This is a genomic window from Caenibacillus caldisaponilyticus (assembly GCF_002003465.1).
GTDB classification, from domain to species: Bacteria; Bacillota; Bacilli; order Bacillales; family Sporolactobacillaceae; genus Caenibacillus; species Caenibacillus caldisaponilyticus.
This window is the reverse complement of sequence record NZ_BDDQ01000016.1, coordinates 37462-54934: the sequence shown is the minus strand read 5'-3', so window position 1 is coordinate 54934 and position 17473 is coordinate 37462. Positions and strand designations below refer to the sequence as shown.

The 17473-nt window shown below is 50.7% G+C and carries 16 protein-coding genes and 1 tRNA gene; 15 read left to right on the top strand and 2 right to left on the bottom strand.

Translation table 11 applies throughout. The annotated features are described in order from the left end of the window. The first annotated feature begins 215 nt into the window (after positions 1-215). From CCB157_RS05790 to CCB157_RS05760, 7 genes are all read left to right on the top strand, one after another. Positions 216-749: an RNA polymerase sigma factor gene (locus tag CCB157_RS05790; protein WP_238594610.1), complete on the top strand. Its 534-nt coding sequence runs from the start codon at positions 216-218 to the stop codon at positions 747-749. After that, positions 742-1257 (top strand): anti-sigma factor family protein, encoded by a 516-nt coding sequence (locus CCB157_RS05785; protein WP_077614964.1) that lies wholly within the window; start codon positions 742-744, stop codon positions 1255-1257. The genes CCB157_RS05790 and CCB157_RS05785 overlap by 8 nt, the downstream gene beginning before the upstream one ends. Next, positions 1254-2090, top strand: coding sequence for a hypothetical protein (locus tag CCB157_RS05780; protein WP_077614963.1), 837 nt, complete (start codon positions 1254-1256; stop codon positions 2088-2090). Before CCB157_RS05785 ends, CCB157_RS05780 begins: the two co-directional genes overlap by 4 nt. 537 nt (positions 2091-2627) lie before the next feature. Further along, entirely contained in the window at positions 2628-4355 is a 1728-nt protein-coding gene (locus tag CCB157_RS05775) for a DUF6044 family protein (protein WP_077614962.1), read from the top strand. Further along, a complete protein-coding gene (locus CCB157_RS05770; protein WP_077614961.1) occupies positions 4352-5350 on the top strand; it encodes a glycosyltransferase family 2 protein in 999 nt (332 codons plus the stop codon). The genes CCB157_RS05775 and CCB157_RS05770 overlap by 4 nt, the downstream gene beginning before the upstream one ends. Positions 5351-5357: 7 nt before the next feature. After that, positions 5358-5825 carry a GtrA family protein gene (locus tag CCB157_RS05765; protein WP_077614960.1) on the top strand — a complete coding sequence of 156 codons (468 nt, stop codon included), beginning with the start codon at positions 5358-5360 and terminating at the stop codon, positions 5823-5825. Between the two features lie 253 nt (positions 5826-6078). Further along, positions 6079-6426: a cupin domain-containing protein gene (locus CCB157_RS05760; RefSeq protein ID WP_077614959.1), complete on the top strand. Its 348-nt coding sequence runs from the start codon at positions 6079-6081 to the stop codon at positions 6424-6426. A 37-nt stretch (positions 6427-6463) separates the two neighbouring features. Here the strand turns inward: CCB157_RS05760 and CCB157_RS05755 are convergent, their stop codons facing one another. Together CCB157_RS05755 and CCB157_RS05750 are read right to left on the bottom strand one after the other, a co-directional pair. Next, the gene (locus CCB157_RS05755; RefSeq protein WP_077614958.1) at positions 6464-6922 is read right to left on the bottom strand and encodes a YndM family protein; all 459 of its coding nucleotides are present in this window, start codon (positions 6920-6922) and stop codon (positions 6464-6466) included. A 317-nt stretch (positions 6923-7239) separates the two neighbouring features. Next, entirely contained in the window at positions 7240-8838 is a 1599-nt protein-coding gene (locus tag CCB157_RS05750) for a hypothetical protein (RefSeq protein WP_077614957.1), read from the bottom strand. Positions 8839-9632: 794 nt separating this feature from the next. Here CCB157_RS05750 and CCB157_RS05740 point away from each other — a divergent pair. The 8 genes from CCB157_RS05740 (at position 9633) to dhaK (ending at position 17473) form a co-directional block, all read left to right on the top strand. After that, the gene (locus tag CCB157_RS05740) at positions 9633-10304 is read left to right on the top strand and encodes an O-methyltransferase (protein WP_077614955.1); all 672 of its coding nucleotides are present in this window, start codon (positions 9633-9635) and stop codon (positions 10302-10304) included. A gap of 155 nt (positions 10305-10459) precedes the next feature. After that, a complete protein-coding gene (locus CCB157_RS05735; RefSeq protein WP_077614954.1) occupies positions 10460-10810 on the top strand; it encodes a VOC family protein in 351 nt (116 codons plus the stop codon). A gap of 458 nt (positions 10811-11268) precedes the next feature. Then, a tRNA-Ala gene (locus tag CCB157_RS05730) sits at positions 11269-11344 on the top strand. Positions 11345-11560: 216 nt separating this feature from the next. Beyond that, the gene (locus CCB157_RS18440) at positions 11561-11920 is read left to right on the top strand and encodes a DUF5370 family protein (protein WP_439951307.1); all 360 of its coding nucleotides are present in this window, start codon (positions 11561-11563) and stop codon (positions 11918-11920) included. Positions 11921-12169: 249 nt separating this feature from the next. Continuing rightward, complete coding sequence (locus CCB157_RS05720) at positions 12170-13123, top strand: GH25 family lysozyme (protein ID WP_158077222.1); 954 nt, start codon at positions 12170-12172, stop codon at positions 13121-13123. A 376-nt stretch (positions 13124-13499) separates the two neighbouring features. Next, complete coding sequence (locus CCB157_RS05715; protein WP_077614989.1) at positions 13500-14255, top strand: SDR family NAD(P)-dependent oxidoreductase; 756 nt, start codon at positions 13500-13502, stop codon at positions 14253-14255. Positions 14256-14310: 55 nt separating this feature from the next. Next, the gene (locus tag CCB157_RS05710) at positions 14311-16356 is read left to right on the top strand and encodes a sigma 54-interacting transcriptional regulator (protein WP_077614952.1); all 2046 of its coding nucleotides are present in this window, start codon (positions 14311-14313) and stop codon (positions 16354-16356) included. A 124-nt stretch (positions 16357-16480) separates the two neighbouring features. Further along, positions 16481-17473, top strand: coding sequence for a dihydroxyacetone kinase subunit DhaK (gene dhaK, locus CCB157_RS05705; RefSeq protein WP_077614951.1), 993 nt, complete (start codon positions 16481-16483; stop codon positions 17471-17473).

The following is a 17473-nucleotide window of genomic DNA, read 5'->3' as shown; positions in this document are numbered from 1 at the left end:
TGGATTTCATCGCCGATGTGCCATTTTCCATCTTTTGACGGGACCCCATTCGGCGGCGCATGGGGTCGGGCGGCCGCACCTCTGGCCGGCGATGGCCCCCCTTTCGCCGTGTTTTTATTTTGGCGCCCGTTCGGAAAAAATGAGGCGGAATGAACCTTTCATGGGGAACGGCAGTCCTTCTAATTAGAACGATTATTGGGCGGAGGCATAGAGGTGTGGACCGAGAACTTTATCGGCTTGTACATAAGGCGAAAAATGGGGATCAAGAAGCGTTCGCCGAACTTATAAAGAGATACCAGGGACCGGTTTTTCGCCATGCCTTGGCCATGGTCGATGATCGCATGGATGCCGAGGATATCGCCCAAGAGGCGTTCGTTAAAGCGTTTTACGCCCTGCCGAAGCTGGAAAACGAGTACGCTTTTGCGTCATGGCTGACAAGGATGGTGTCCAATTTGTGTTACGACCATTTAAAAAAGAAGAAAAAACGAAAAACCGTTCCGGAAAATGAAAATTTGCCCCAACCGCGCGAGACGATCGAAAACGTGCAATTGAATTTGGCGCTGAGGGAAGCCTTGCAAACGTTGTCTCCCGCCCACCGTGAGGCTTTGATTTTATGCGATATCCAAGGATTTTCATATAAAGAAATCGCCGAGATTATGAATATTCCGTTGGGAACGGTCAAATCCCGGATTTCAACGGCGCGCTGGGAAATGAGAAAGGCTCTCTTAGGTGGTGAAAAAAATGGATGAGCACGTCCAATCTCTCTTGTCGGCTTATTTGGATCAGGAAGTGAGCGATGAGGAGGCCGAACGGATCGCGGCGCATTTAGAGTCGTGCAAAGAATGCAGGGAAGCCTTTGACGAATTAAAAGCGGTCAAAAACGGACTGTTTTCGCTTTACAACGCGTTCGATCTTCCGTCCGGTTTCCCGGCTTCCGTCATGTCCCGGATCAACGAAGCGGATATTCCCCCGTTCATCAACCGCCGCTTCGCGGTAATGGCCGGCTTTCTCACCTTGGTGATGCTGTCTGTTTTTGTAGCGGGAACGTATCCCGTCTTATATACCGTGATGAAATTGGCGTCCTTGTTCGTCATGATCGGCATGACGTTATTGCGGGCGGCGGCCGTCGTCGCCGGCGCCTTGCCCTATTTGCCCATCATTTTTTACGCAGGAGCGGTCTGCTTCATCATCGTCGCGCTTTGGCTCCTCTGGCGCCTGCTAACGGCAACAGGGGTTAAGAAGGGAGAGTTGTCATGAAACAGCGTTGGATCGTGGCGGCCTTGTTTATCATGCTCATCTTGTTTGCGGCGGCGGTCCGGCCGGCGCTGGCGGCGGGTGAGGAAATCATTATGGACCGCGATGTGGCCGTCACCAGTGGGCAAAGCATCGACAATCTCATCGTTTTCGGAAATGACGCCGTCGTCAAGGGCACGGTGAGGGGCAGCGTGATCGTCATCGACGGAGATTTGACGATCGAAAAAAACGCCCGCATCGGCGATGTCGTTTTGGTCATCGGCGGCATCATCAAGCAGCAAGACGGCGCGAACGTGTCAGATGAAGTGTTGAATATTAAGTTTGGCAACGGGGCGACCATCGGTTTTTTGATCGCGGCGATTCTGTTGGTGGCCGGCTGGGCGCTGCGCCTGGCTGTCAGCCTGCTGCTCATCGTGTTCGCGGTTTTGACCCGTCTGGCGTTGTCGAAAAGACGGTCGCCGGAGCCGATCGGCTTTGGACGTTCGCCGTTCCGGCTCGCGGCGATCGGCCTCGTCACCGGCCTGCTTTTGCTGATTTTGTTTTTATTCTTGGCCGTTAGCGTCATCGGTCTCGTCTTTGCCGTCCTGTTGTTCATCCTGTGGCTCGTCTTTTTCTTCGTCACGTTCTCCACTGTGGCCGAAAAAGTGGGGAAAAAGTGGGCGGGGCATGAGCAACGGGCGGCGTTGTATCCTGTGCTCTGCGGCGCGATCATCTTGGTCGGTTTCTTAAATATTCCGTTTCTGGGCGGATTTTTGCTGTTGGGACTGATGTGGTTGGCTACGGGGTGGATGGTTGTCTATTTCTACGATAAAGTCAAACCCAAGAAATCGGCTTGAATTTCGTGTGGCTAATGATTTAGACGGTCGCTATTATTGCTTTTTAAGATTGAAGCGGCCGGCCGAAAACCGTTCCGCAAACCACCGGGTGTGGGGAGGCAGAACGGTTTTTTGGTTGCTTCAACGTCTAAAACGGCCGTCTGTCCGAGGCATAGGCGACACCGCCCGAGTCGACCATCCGTGTTTTCCGCATCATGATGAACTTTTTTCCGTTGTGTCCCGTCTTAATAAGTGGTGAACCGAGCGGCTTTAAAAAAGAGCGAATGCCCGGCATGTCTTAAACAGGCTTCTACCTTGGCGAATCGCCGCTTTTGGTCAACCTTGGCTTAATAAAGGAAGGCAAAAGGTTTTTTCTGCGGTATTTATGGAAACTATGGAACTGTTATGGTGGCGGCATCGCGAATTCAAGCGGTGCGGCCGGTCAGCCGTTCATGGATTCCAGCTTTAATCGGGCTGTTTCTTTGACAAAGCCGGCGGCGTCCGCCGGCCCGGCGTTAAATTTTAAGCATGGGTGTTCTTGAGGATGGTGGTTAGGCTTTGAAAGAGAGATTAAAAAGAGCGACACATCACCGTGATTTTTGGCCGATCGTGATCGCGGTGGCGATCCTGAGCATTTATTTGTCCCCGCTCTACATTTTGGGTGAGGACGCGCACATTCGCGTCCACGACAATTTGGATTCCAACATCGCTTGGTATAAAGTTTTGGTCCGCAGCGGTGAATTGTTCGGACCCCTCGACAGCCACATTCCCCAAATCATCAACGGGGAACTTTCGCGCAATGCGCTGGGGTCCGAATTCAGCGGCATTGTTTGGCTGCACGCGCTGTTTCCCACAATGGTGGCATACGCTTTAAGCCAAACGTTGACCCGGGTCTTTGCGTTCATTGGCATGTATTTGCTGTTGAAAGACCATTTTATTAAGGCGGCGGAACAGTCGTGGATCCGCGTCGGCGTCGCCTTGGCTTTCGCCTTGACGCCGTTTTGGCCGTCCGGCATGTTGAGCACCTTGGGCATGCCGCTCGCGTTATGGGCTTTTTTAAACATCCGCAAGCGGGCTTCGACGTGGAAGCATTGGGCGGTGCTCGTCCTTCTTCCGTTCTATTCCAGTTTTGAGCTCGGGTTTTTCTTCTTTTTGAGTGCGATGGGCCTGTTATGGCTTTATGACGGCATCGTAAAACGCCGCTGGAACCTCGCATTTTTATGGGGCATCGTCTTGATGACCGCCATGTATTTCGCCGTGGAATACCGGGTTGTGGCCTCGCTCATCATCGGCGGAGAGCCGACAAGCCGCGATGAGTTTGTCTCATCCAAATTGGGCTTGGCCCATACCATTCGCCTTGCGTTCAAAAACTATTTGTTTGGCCATACTCATGATATGACGTTGCACACGTTCGTCATACTGCCCGTGCTCTTTCTCGTTTTGGGCATCATCTTGGCCAAGAAGGAGCGCGGGCGCGACGCGCGGTTGTTTGTGTTTTTGTTCGTGCTCTCCTTTGTCTTGTCGGTGTGGTATGCGTTTTGGTTTTACAAAGGTTGGCAGCCGCTGAAGACGCGCATTCATTTGCTGACGACTTTCAATTTCGCCCGTTACCATTTTTTGCGTCCGCTCGTCATCTATTTAAATTTCGCTCTCGGGCTCGCCATATTGATGCGCATGGGCGGATGGTGGAAACGGGTGGCCTTGATCAGCCTCGCGTTGCAAATTCTTTTGCTGTGCGGCTATAACGAAGAAATCCGCTACCGTTATATGCATCAGCCGTCGGTCAGGCAATTTTATGCGGTCGACGAGTTTCGCAAGATAAAATCATATATTGGCAAACCGCTATCGAGCTATCGGGTCGCCAGCATCGGGTTGCATCCGGCGATCGCCCAGTATAACGGCTTTTATACCCTGGACACTTACAACAACTTTTATCCTTTATCCTATAAGCATCAATTCCGCAAAATCATCGCCAAGGAGTTGGACAAAAGTCCGACCCTTAAAGAGTATTACGACCAATGGGGAAACCGCGTTTATCTCTTTTCGGCGGAACTCGGAAAACATTATCAATTCAAGAAGCATTCGCGGAAAAAGATCCATCATCTCGAACTCAATACCCGTGTCCTCTATGACATGGGCGGACGCTATATCTTTTCTTCGGTTCCGATTTTGAACGCCGCCGACGACGGCCTCGAGTTCATGAGGACCTTTGATGATCCGCATGCGGCTTGGAAGATTTATCTTTACAAAGTCAAAAAACCTACGGAAGAGGTGATCAAAAGATGAAACGTCCGATGCTCACCATCGTCGTTCCTTGTTATAACGAAGAAGACGTGTTGCCGGAGAGCGCGCGGCAATTAACGGCGGTTTTGCAATCGCTCATCGAGGAACAATTGATCGCGCCGGAAAGCAAAATTCTCTTTGTCGATGACGGCAGCCAAGACCGGACGTGGATCCTTATCAACAAGCTGATGGATCAGAACCGCTATGTGACCGGGATTAAGCTCGCGCGCAATTTCGGCCACCAAAAAGCGCTCATCGCCGGCCTGGAAACCGCGAAGGAAAAATCGGATTGCGTCATTTCCATCGATGCGGATTTGCAGGACGACGTCGGCGTGATTCGCGACTTCGTTTTGAAGTATTTGGAAGGCTATGACATTGTTTACGGCGTCCGCAACAAACGGAAAACCGATACGGCTTTTAAAAGGCTGACCGCCCAAGGCTTTTATCGCCTGATGAAGTGGATGGGCGTCGATCTCGTTTACAATCACGCCGATTTTCGCCTGATGAGCAAGCGGGCGCTTGAAGAACTGTCGCGTTATAAGGAAGTCAACCTGTTTCTCCGCGGCGTCGTTGCGCAGCTCGGATTCCGGACCGCCGTCGTTTATTATGACCGGAAAGAGCGCTTTGCCGGGACGTCGAAATATCCTTTGAAAAAAATGATCGCCTTTGCTTTTGACGGCATTACGTCCTTCAGCGTCGTGCCGATTCGGATGATCACGTTGATCGGCTTTCTCTCGTTTATGATCAGCAGTTTGGCCGGTGTTTACATCATGATCAGCAAACTGACCGGACATGCCGATTCCGGCTGGACGTCCATGATGATATCGATCTGGTTTATCGGCGGATTGTTGTTGATGAGCGTCGGCTTGATCGGCGAATACATCGGAAAAATTTATCAGGAAACGAAACGGCGTCCGCGCTACTCAATTGAAACGGACCTCTATTCCGGCCGAGCAGGAAAAAGCGTGCAAGCGACGAAGCTCGCGGAGAGAAGGTGATGGACGCGTGTCGCCCACTGTCATTCGGTTTTTGCTGGTCGGCGTGGTCAACACGGCCGTCGGTTGGTTTCTCATGTTTTTCTTTTATCACGCCGCAGGCTGGTCTTACTGGGCGTCCACTTTTATCGGCAATTCCGTGGGCGCGGTGGTAAGCTATCTGCTGAACCGCCGTTTTACGTTTAAGAGCGATACCCCCTTGCTTGCCGGCTTCGTTCGCTTTATCCTCGTCGTGTTGGTCTGTTATGTCATCTCGTACCATCTCGGTGAACGCCTCACGAACTGGGCGTTCAGCCGCGTCGATGCGGTGAGCGGCCACGCGGCCGACATCGCCATTCTTTTAGGCAGCGTGCTTTATACGATCACGAACTATTTCGGACAAAAACTCGTCGTCTTTGCCGCGGCGCCCGCCAACCCGGCGCGGTTTTTCGGACGGATCACCGAAAGCCGCGAGAGCGAGACCCGGCGAGGCAAATAAAACGCGTGTTCGAGGAAGTGTTTTGCGATTGCTTCGCCCGACAAACAGGGCGGGTTACTAAAGATGGGAGTAAAATTGTAACAGGCCGGATGGTTTGCAGTACGGCGACCCGCCGTTGCCGTCGCGGCGAATGATGGGATGATTGGGCGACAGGTTCAGGAGTGTTCGCGGCGAAGGATCGGCATTGGCGCGGGACGTTCCCGCTTTTATAATGAGCATTGGCAATGCAGACAGGAAAGGAAGGTGAGGAGCCGTGAAAATCGACAAAAGCAAAGCGGAACATTATAAGTGGGGAGCTGGTTGTGACGGTTGGCATCTCGTCAAGCAAAACGCGTTAAGCGTCATCCAAGAGCGAATGCCTCCCGGGACCCGTGAAGTTCGCCATTATCACGGGCGGGCGAGGCAATTTTTTTTCGTCCTTAAAGGCGTAGCGACCATTGAAATCGACGGTGAACGCCAAACGTTGCACCCTTGGGAAGGCGTGGAAATCCCTCCGAATGTTCCGCATCAAATGATGAACGAAACATCCGGAGACTTGGAATTTCTCGTCGTGTCGCAGCCGATGAGCCACGGGGATCGAGTGGTCGTCGAAGAGCGGTGAACGAACCGAAAAAGAGAGCGTCCCGCGGAGGACGCCTTTATTCATCGAAGCGATTTTTATCGGGCAAATCCGTCTCCTCCGAGAACTCGGTGCCATACTCGGGGGTGCGAATATACCCTGTGCGCCGTTTCTCCCTTTCTTTTGCCCGATTCGTCTCATCGTAAAGCAGCGCATAGCGGTGGACGAAAGATTCGACGATGGCGATGACGGCGGCCGACAAAATGCTGCCCCAGGCGATTTGCAAGTAGTTGTTCAATAAGATGTTGCCGAAAATCCAAACGGACATATAAGCGAGCAGGAAATCGGCGATCGTTGCGGCGGCCGGGCCGAAGCGCGGCAGGATGATCCGTTCGCCCACCACATACGACACGACGGTGACAAGGATGCTGAACGAAAGGATATCGGTGACGGTCGCGGGAAAAAACAGATCCAACCCGATGGTAAACGCCACGACGCAGCCGAAGAATTTAATGATCAAAAACAGGATATGGTTCATTTCAAGGCCTCCCATCTGTATTCATTATTCATTAATTGGGGGAAAATCATACCCCGTTGAAACGACCGCGTTTCAACGGGAAAGCATTCATACCACAGGCGCAATCATCGTTGAGCTTGATCAATGGGAGACATAAAACGAGGGGCTTTATACAGTTTGAGGATAAAAAGAAGAGCGCGCTGCCTTTGTGCGGGGCGGCAGGAAAGATGGAGATGCCGGTTGGCATGAGAAGTGTGTTCGGAGGCTTTATGTCAAGCCTCCATTTTATTTTTGTTGAACGATCGATCGGAATTCTGGGTTCGACAGTGGTCACTTTTTCATTGATTTTTGCGCTTCTCCAATTGGCTTTTATAGTCCAAAAGCAACGTACGATACTTTCGGCTCCCATCCGGATATTTATTAAGAACCATGTTGATTATGTCCAATTTATTTTTGTCGCTGTTCAAATCATTTAATTGGACAAAATCATAATAACCACGGAGCGGTTCGCCTTTGTGGATCTTGTCAATCAACTGCCGGATGTGTTCGGCCAAATCCTTTTCGTATTGAACATCCAATGGCATCTCTTGGATTTTTGCCCATGCTTTATCGGGTTCTATATATATTAGTACCAAGGACAAAAAGGCTTTGATATCATCATCGTTCGGGTTGATTTTTTCGGCTTCGGTTCCATACTCCAACGCTTTCCGGTACAATCCTTGGTTCATATAAATTTTGGCTACGGTATCCAGTGTACTGCTGTTGCCGGGAAACAGATGATGCAATTGATTGAGGTGTTTTAACGCTTCGGCTTGCTTCGCTTTTAATAAATCACTGTTCGTCTGGTTCCAAAGCGATCGCGCACGGTTCAAGCGATCAACGAAATCGGCTTCTTCATCCTCAAATCTTTTATGCGTGGCTTTCTCAAATGCGTCTTCCCAGGAATCGGTTTTTAAATTCAGCAAAAAACGCTGGAAGGCCTTTTCGCCGTTCTTATGGAGAAGGTCGCTGACAAATAAAGCGCTTTGATCATAGGGCGTGCCGCGATCGTCAAGATGGACATGCCAATTCCCATAAGTATCCAGTTTATTCAACGGGATCCACGGCTGATCTTGTAAGATCTTTTCATCCAGTGGGAGGCCGGCACTCCGATTTTCAATATAGCGCGCGATCCCTTCATTCAACCAAACGGGAATTTTAAATAACGAAATATGATGTTCTTTGGCGAATTGATGGAATAAAAAATGGCTATATTCATGGGCGCTGATTTTTTCGATATATTCCCGATCGTTCGCTTTGGCACGGGGGATGTAAATGGAAATCCTATTTTTTGATGGTAAATAGCCTCCGTTTAGGTCGATCATGGGGGTATGAAAACCCATCTGCTTTTTGTATGAATAAAACACAACGGATACGTTAGAGGGAGGGAGCGAACCGAACATGCGGCGATAATCTTTTTGTTCTTTTGCGATTCCGTTTAAAACCGCCGTCACCCACTGAGCATTGACATGATCTTCTTGATAGAACAAGATATGTTTCACTTTGACGCGTTTAAACGAATTCAAATGATCGGACATCAAAAAGATCCGTTTATACATATCCTCGTAAATCTTAAGTTTCCCTGAAGGAGAAAGCTCCAGGTTCTCGCCATAAATGTATTGCCTATAATACGGAGTCATCGCGTTTAATAAAGCGATAGAGAAAAACAGGATGGATAAAAGCAATGAGGAAACGATGGAGAAGATAGGTTTCCGCCGTTCCTTCTTTTTAAACAGCCGAACGGCATTCAAGATAAGCATGCCGATGAGAAAAATCTGAACGGCCATGTACATGAAAAAGCCCATTTGTGCGGACAGGAACAGCATCATTGCAAACCATAGAAGACTGATTCCCATGAGGGATCCAATAAATAACCATAAAGATTTGGCGCTTTTCAAATGCGATTCTCCAATCAAAGAAGTTAAAGTGAATTTTTATATATCATTCGAGATGCATGAAGGGATTCCTTTAATTATGAAGGTTTTATCGTTAGGAGCAAACGGGTGTTGAATGAAGGTGCTCTCATGCCGGACGTTTCGGTCAGTTGGCCTTCAGTCTCGTCCGATCCATCGTCCGCAAAAAAGCGTCGTGGAAATAAGGGAGGTTATGCCAAGGCAAATAATGGACTCCTTCCACGTTTCCTCTGTTCAAGATGAAGCCGGAATCATGGGATTAATCAGTTCCAAAAGGATGACAGACGCAGCCAAGATGGCGAGCAGCGCGATAGCATCACGGGATTAATCAGTTCCCAAAGGATCCCCAGATAATGATGGCGATGTTCGCTTTTCAATTCGTAGAGGGACAATCTTCGGATTAAATAAAAGTGATCCAGTTGTTCTTTCATGACGGTCCAAGCCGCACGCATAGCGATGTCCTTTCCGGACATTCGCGCTTTTTGTTCGATAAAACCATTCCACAAATTTATGTTTCTTCCTTTCCTTGCAAAAAGAAATTTTTCGACATAGATCGTCAAAACATCCGCCGAATTCCACGTTGAATATCCTTTCCAAAAATATTTGCCATTTAAAAAAGTATATTTAATAATAAGATGGGTGCCGTCAGAATGGTCGGTTTTCGCCGGTTGGGGTTTGCAGATCCGAGAAAAAGGATCCGCGTCGGTCCCTTGAGCGTGGATCCTTCAAAGCCAATCGATCCATTTTGGATTTAAATCATCACACGGAGGCAATAAGCCATGGCGATTGAAGAAATCTGGAAGGATGTCGACCTTTATTTTAAGACCAAGCTCCACGCGGCGGATCCGCTCCTGGATGCGGTGCTCAAAGCGAATGCGGAAGCCGGTTTGCCGGCGATTGATGTGACGCCGAACCAAGGAAAGCTCCTCTATTTGCTCGCTAAGATCATAGGGGCAACAGCCATTTTAGAAATCGGGACGCTCGGCGGTTACAGCAGCATTTGGCTCGCCCGTGCCTTGCCGGACGACGGCAAGCTGATCACGCTTGAATACAATAAAAAGCATGCCGAAGTTGCCGCGGCAAACGTGAAAAAGGCCGGTTTGGATAAAAAAATTGAAATCGTGGTCGGGCCGGCCCTCGAAACCTTGCCGACTCTTGAAAAAAGAGGGTTCCGGTCTTTCGATTTGATCTTCATTGATGCGGACCGGAAGAACCATCCGAGCTATTTGAAGTGGGCGCTAAAGCTTGCAAGGCCGGGCACCGTCATCGTTGCGGATAACGTCGTGCGCCGCGGGCGGATCCTTGATGAAAGCAGTGCAGACTTGGAAATACAGGGTGTGCGCCGGTTTATCGATTTATTATCCGAAGAAACGAGAATTGAAGCGACGGCCGTTCAAACGGTGAGCGGTAAAGGATATGACGGCTTCGTGATCGGTGTTGTCAACGGTTAAACAAAACCGCTCAAACAAGATACCTTTTTCTGCGGCCCATGAACACGAAAATTAAAGACGGCACTCCCTTTATTATGCCGCCTTTGAAGGATAAGTTTGAAGGATGTTGAACCACTCATTTAGTAGTAAAAAAAAATTTTTATTGGAGGCCGGTCATGAATCACCCGATTTTCAATCAAATCGGCGGGGTTTTTATTCCCGTCCGCAATATCGAGCAGGCGCGCGATTGGTATTGTGAGATTTTAGGATTGCCCGCAGACGGTGAAATCTTATTCGGCCATTTGTACGTCATTCCGATGAATGGGCCCAGCATTGTCCTGGACAGTAAGATTTTTGCCGAAGATAAAGTCTATAAAGTCCCGGCATTTCAATTCAAAACGAATAACATCCAGCAAGCCTACGAATTTATGAAGGCGAAGAACGTGCAATTAACCACCGGCATCGAGAACAATCACTGGTTTAATTTTAAAGATCCCGACGGAAATCTGTTAATGGTGTGCCAATGATAACGAATTCGGCATCGTCTTCTTTAAACGGGATGCGATAGGGATAAAAGGGATGGCGTTCTTATGCGCTAAAATCGCCTGAAAATGATTAAAGCAAGTTAAGGAGATCATCATAGAGAACATTTGTTTCCTGTTTGTATGCAAAATGACGGTGCCGCCAAAAATGTTTCTAATATATATGGGATTGATGCGGAGCGTTTCTAAGTTTTTTTCGCTTAACATCGAATTAAATCGGCACCGCGATATAAAAGCCTGGAATTGTATAAGTCCTTGATTATCCGGACATTATTAGTGGGTTATTATGGCTAGCCGTAGACGGAATCGTCTGATTAGAAGAACTTTGGAAAGACCGTTGACCTTTTCCGATCCCCGTGCTATAGTTAAACATGTCCGATGCGAAATCGGACGACGAAAGAGCGAAACGAATAAAAATAGATAAAGAAATAGTGGTGAACCATGGGGCATTAGCTCAGCTGGGAGAGCGCTTGCATGGCATGCAAGAGGTCAGCGGTTCGAGCCCGCTATGCTCCACCATAATAAAGCTCATATCGGGGTTTCGCCGGAACGACGAAAACCCCGTGTTTGTTTTTTGGAAAAAGGTTGATTGGACATTTTGCTTATCTTCGAGAGCTGTACCGCATCGCGCTGGCCGCTCCATGTTGCGCGTATCTGTCGCCGAAGGCCGAACGTTTAGATGCTGGAGACAAATCCGACCGCACGGGGCAAACTACGGTTGAGGAGGTAGGAAAGTTGGACTGTCCGCAATGCCTCGACCGCTTGATGGACTGGCTCGGCCCTTGCCAATATTATTGTTCCGAATGCGGCTATGTGGCGTTTGCCAGCGATGAAAGTTATGATGCAGCCGGACTTGGTTCGGCTGAGGCGATGTTTGGAGGTGAGGCGCACATGGGTGCGATACAGAGAAACGGTTATACGTTTGACGTCGAGTACAGCGTCATGCTGCAAAAAGGCGCCGTTCATGTGTATAAAGACGGCCGATTTATTAAAGAAATGCCTTTTGCCTTTCGCGGAAACGAACCCGATCCGCAGCTTGTCGAAGCGGTTGTCGCCGCTTTTTTTGATGGAGGCGGCACACATCCCACGTGCTGAAGATCAGCCCGCTTGGCCGTTGGACGCCATTTTTTATGAATGAGATAGATATTTTGAACCGACCGTTCTTCAACAGAACGGTTTTTTGTTTTCTTCGCTTTATCGGCCCTACCTTGGCCTAAAAAAGGCGAATGTGCCGGTGGAAAAACCCGCTATCCCTGCGGCCCGACCCCTCTCTTTCCATTTTCGGCTTTTGCGGCTGTCGGACAGACGGATGAAAATCAAGAAAAACGAATGGGAGGGTCAGGCATGCAAGCGATGAGCGAAAAACATTTGAAAGGCATTGACGTCAGTCATTGGCAGGGGATGATTGATTGGAAAAAAGTGCGGGCGGCGGGGATCGATTTTGTCTTTATCAAGGCGACGGAAGGGAAGACCGTGGTCGATCCGAATTTCGAGCGCAACGCCCGGGACGCCGCCCGGGCGGGATTAAACGTCGGTTTTTACCATTTCGCCCGCTTTGCAAGTGAAGCGGACGCTGTCAAAGAAGCCGATCATTACCTTCAAACCATCTGCGGATTCCGGCCCGTGCTGCCGCATGTTCTCGACCTGGAGACAGCGCAAGGGTTGGACAAGGCCCGATTATCGGCCTGTGCGCGCGTTTATCTCGATCGGGTGGCGGCGGGCACGGGAGAGGAAGTGATGATTTACACCAACACGAATTTCGCCAAAAGGCATTTGACCGAGGCTTTGCGGAACGTGCCGCTGTGGATTGCCCATTACGGCGTGCGGCGGCCGGGTGAGAACGGCATTTGGAAGGAATGGCGCGTCTTCCAATACAGCAATGAAGGCCGCCTTCCCGGCATCAAAGGACGCGTCGATCTCAACGTGCGCGTCCCGGAGGAAGAGACGAAACGCCGGGAAGCGGACGCCAAGCGGGATCAAACCGCCAAAACCTCCGATAAAGGCTCCTATCTGGTGTATAAAGTGAAAAAAGGCGATACGCTATGGGCGCTGGAAAACCGCTTCGGGCTCGCGCACGGCACGCTGCTGAAAATGAACCCCGGCATCCGCCCGGAAGCGCTCCGGATCGGGCAGAGCTTGCGCGTTCCGGCGGCGGCTTACGTGATCAAAAAAGGGGATACTTTTTGGCGTTTGGAAGAAGAAAACGGCTGGCGCCATGGCGTGCTGCAGCAAATGAATCCCGATGCCGATCCGGAGCGGCTCGGCATCGGGCAGACGATTGCGGTGCCGCCCCGTTAAAGCGCAAAGCTCGTTCCGATCACAAACGCCAAGCGAACGGGCGGGATCAAAAAGCTTTGGGGCTCTATCCGACCCGGCCAACGATCGGCCGCCGCTGCTTTGCCATCCCTCGGATTGACGGGAGCGGCTCCCTGTGTCGCCAGGAAAACAGAAACCGCCCGCCGCGGAGAAAAAAAGGTGTTCCGGAGATCGTTCCGGAACACCTTTTTAAAGGGGGAGAAGATAGATCATTTATTTTCATTATGTCCGCCTTGGAAAAATTTATACGGGGGCTTTGGAAAAAAAGCCGCTGGCGGATGAGATCGGGTATAATACGGATGGATCCAACAAGGGAAAACAAAAAACGGGGGCTGTGACGAACGGAAGGAGGACGATCATGGACCTGAAACTTAAAGGAAAGAAAGTGCTCGTGACCGGGGGATCCAAAGGGATCGGCCGCGCGATCGCCGAAGCTTTCGTTCGTGAAGGCGCGACGGTCGGCGTCACCGCCCGCGGACGCGAGGCGCTCGAAACGGTCCGACAAGCGCTCGGGGTCTCGATCTATCCGGGCGACGTGTTGAAATCCACGGATCGCGTCCGCGTGTTTGAACAATTTATTCAGGAACACGGTACGATCGACATCCTTATCAACAACGCCGGAGGCAGTATGGGCGGCGGCGCGTTGGACACCGACATAGAGGTTTTCGAAGAAGCTTTGCGGTTAAATTATTTGTCCGCTGTTCATTTCAGTAAAATGGCGGCCGAAGTGATGAAAGAAAAGCGATCCGGCGCGATCGTGAACATTTCCTCGATTTACGGGAGAGAAAGCGGCGGCAAGATCACCTATAACAATGCCAAAGCGGCATTGATCAGTTTTACAAAGGGCTTTGCCGATGAGGTCATCCGTTACGGCATCCGCGTCAACGGGGTCGCGCCCGGCGCCATTCTCCATCCCACGGGTAACTGGATTAAGCGGCAAGAAGCTGATCCGGAAAGGATCCGCCGGTTCATCGACACGCATATTCCGGCGGGGCGTTTCGGCACCGTTGAAGAAGTCGCCAACGTCGTCGTGTTTCTCGCTTCAGAAAAGGCGTCTTGGATCGTCGGGGCGACGATCAACGTCGACGGCGGGCAGTCCTACATGAATTTCTGATCGAAAGCGGCTCTACCTTAAACGAGAAAACGAGAGGCCAGGAGGCGGAAGCGTCTTGCATCGCTATACCTTTACCGTGATGAAAGAAAACGGCCTGCACGTCAGAATGGTCGCCACGTTGATCGCCAAATTGAAGAAATTGTTTTCGGATCCCGACAAATTAAAACGGGTGTTTTTGCTTTACAACGGTCAACAAGTGCCCGTGATCAATCTTTTGGCCGTCGTTTCGCTGAAAATAAAGAAGGGCGAACAAGTCACGATCCTTTTTGAAGAGCCGTTGTCGGCCGAAGCGTTTGCCGAAATCAAGGAGATTTTAAACAGCAACGATGATTATGACCAGGAAGTCGCCGACCGTTTATTGATGGAAAACTCGATGACCATGGAGGAGGTCCTCGCGAATCTCCCGAACGGCGTCGTCATCGTCAACCGCGAAAACGTCATTACCTACGCCAATAAAGAAGCGGTCCGGTTGCTCGGGGTGCCTTTGTCCGACTTGCTGAACCGCAAGGCGGAAGAAGCGGTACCGGATTCCGGTTTGAATAAAATTTTAAAACCGGAAAGCGCACCGTTTTCCCGGCGCAAAACGTTAAAAGACCGAACGATCATCGCCAGCCGGGCGCCGCTCGTCTACAACCACGAGGTCATCGGGGCCATCCTTCTTTTTCAAGACATTTCCGATGTGGAAGCGCTCAGTCAAGAATTGAACGAAGTCAAAAGGCTTCAAGAACAGTTGAACCTTGTCCTCCGCACCGTTGACGACTTGATCGGGTTATCCGATCCAAGCGGAAAATTCGTGTTTCTCAATCCCGCGTTTTCGCGGTTGATCGAGGAAGAAAAACTGGACAACGACGTCCGTTCCGTCGTCGGCGAACGCGCCTGGAAAGCGGCGGCCGAGAAACGGCAGCCGACGGCGCAGATCGTCGCGTTCAAAAAGAACCCCATGTATATCGCCCGGCTCAATCCCACGATCGTCGATGGGAGATTTTACGGCTCGGTGCTGACGCTCAGCCGCATCGACGACATGAAAGTGTTGCTCGAGCAATTGGAAATGGAAAAAGAGCGGACAAAGTATTTGGAATTGGAACTGTCCAAGCACCAGTTTGACAAGGCATTTGATATGATCATCGGCGAGAGCGAAACGATCCGCGACGCATTATCGGTGGCGAACAAGGCGTCCAAATCGGAAGCGACTGTTCTGATCACGGGCGAGAGCGGCACGGGCAAAGAACTCGTGGCCAAGGCGATTCATCAAGCGAGCTTGCGCAAAGATAAGCCGTTTGTCCGGGTCAATTGCGCCGCGATTCCGCCCTCGCTTATAGAGAGCGAACTGTTCGGCCATGAAAAGGGAGCGTTTACCGGCGCCGTGCAAACGAGGAAAGGGAAATTTGAACTCGCCAACCACGGCACAATTTTTTTGGACGAAATCGGCGATTTAAGCTTGGATCTTCAAGCCAAGCTTTTGCGCGTGTTGCAGGAGCGGGAGATCGAGCGTGTCGGCGGCTACGAGACGATCCGTTTGGACGTGCGCATCATCGCCGCGACCCATCAAAATTTGCCGGATATGGTTCAAAAAAAATTGTTCCGTGAAGACCTTTATTTCCGCTTGAACGTCATTCCGGTTCACCTCCCGCCGCTCAGGAAGAGGCGTTCCGACATCCCGCTGCTCGTCGATTACTTCCGCGTTCAGTACAATAAAAAGTTGGGAAAAAGTATCAAGTATTATGAAGATGGTTTCATCGAGGCATTGATGCGCTACAACTGGCCGGGAAACATCCGGGAATTGCAAAACATCATGGAACGGCTCATCACATTAGCCGAGGGCGATACGCTCTATTTGAAGGATCTGCCGAATTACATCGCCGAACCGTCATCGGTTTCCGAGATGCGTGAGGAAGACCCTTCCTTGTCGGAGTTTCTGGCACAGCGGGCGCCGATGACGATGGAAGAATATGAGAGAGAAATCTATAAACAAATCATTCAACGCTATCCGAGCTTTAATCAGGCGGCGAAAGTCTTGGGCGTCACGCACAAAACAGTGGCCGCCAAAGTGCGGAAATACGGGCTGGAAAACCTTCTTGGTAAAAAGTATCAAGAAAGCTGATACTTTTTACCAGACAAAGAAAGCGCATACATTTAAAAACTTGTCAGAACGGGCTCCGTTTTTTGGCATGGAATTTGCTTATTAATATGTCGAGAAGCTCATTAAAAAATAGGGGGATGAAAAGATGAAAAAGGTCATCAACGATCCGAATCGCGTCGTCCAAGAAATGATCGAGGGGGTCATCGCGGCGCATCCGGACAAGCTGAAAAACATTGAAGGCACCACGGTCATCGTCCGCAAAGACGCCCCCGTTCAAGGCAAAGTCGCCCTTATAAGCGGCGGCGGCAGCGGACACGAACCCGCGCATGGGGGATACGTCGGCAAAGGCATGCTTGACGCGGCCGTCGCCGGGGAAGTGTTTACCTCGCCGACGCCCGACCAAGTGTACGAAGGCATTAAAGCGATCGACGGCGGCAAAGGGGTTCTGATGATCATCAAAAACTATACGGGCGACGTCATGAACTTTGAAATGGCGGCGGACATGGCGGAAGCCGAAGGCATCAAAGTCGCCAAAGTCATCGTCAACGACGACGTCGCGGTGGAAAACAGCACGTACACGACCGGCCGGAGGGGCATCGCCGGCACCGTATTTGTCCATAAGATCGCCGGCGCGATGGCCGATAAAGGCGGGACATTGGAAGATGTCGAAGCCGTCGCCCGCAAGGTCATCGAAAACGTGAAAAGCATGGGCATCGCCCTGACGCCGTGCACCATTCCCGCCGCCGGGAAACCGGGCTTTGAGATCGGTGATGACGAAATGGAAATCGGCATGGGCATCCACGGCGAGCCGGGCATTGAACGGACGAAGATCAAAACGGCGGACGAAATCGCACAGCTGCTCATGGATAAAATTCTGCCTGAACTCGGTCTTGCGGCCGGCGACAAAGTCGCTGTGATGATCAACGGCCTCGGCGGCACGCCGCTGATGGAACTTTATATTTTGAATCGAAAAGTAGCCGAGATTCTGGCGGGCCAAAACGTTCATGTCCACAAAACCTTCGTCGGCGAATACATGACGTCTTTGGAAATGGCCGGCTGTTCGGTTTCCGTTCTCAAACTGGACGATCAGCTCGCCGAATTGTTGGATGCCGAAACCGATGCGCCGGCATGGAAATGA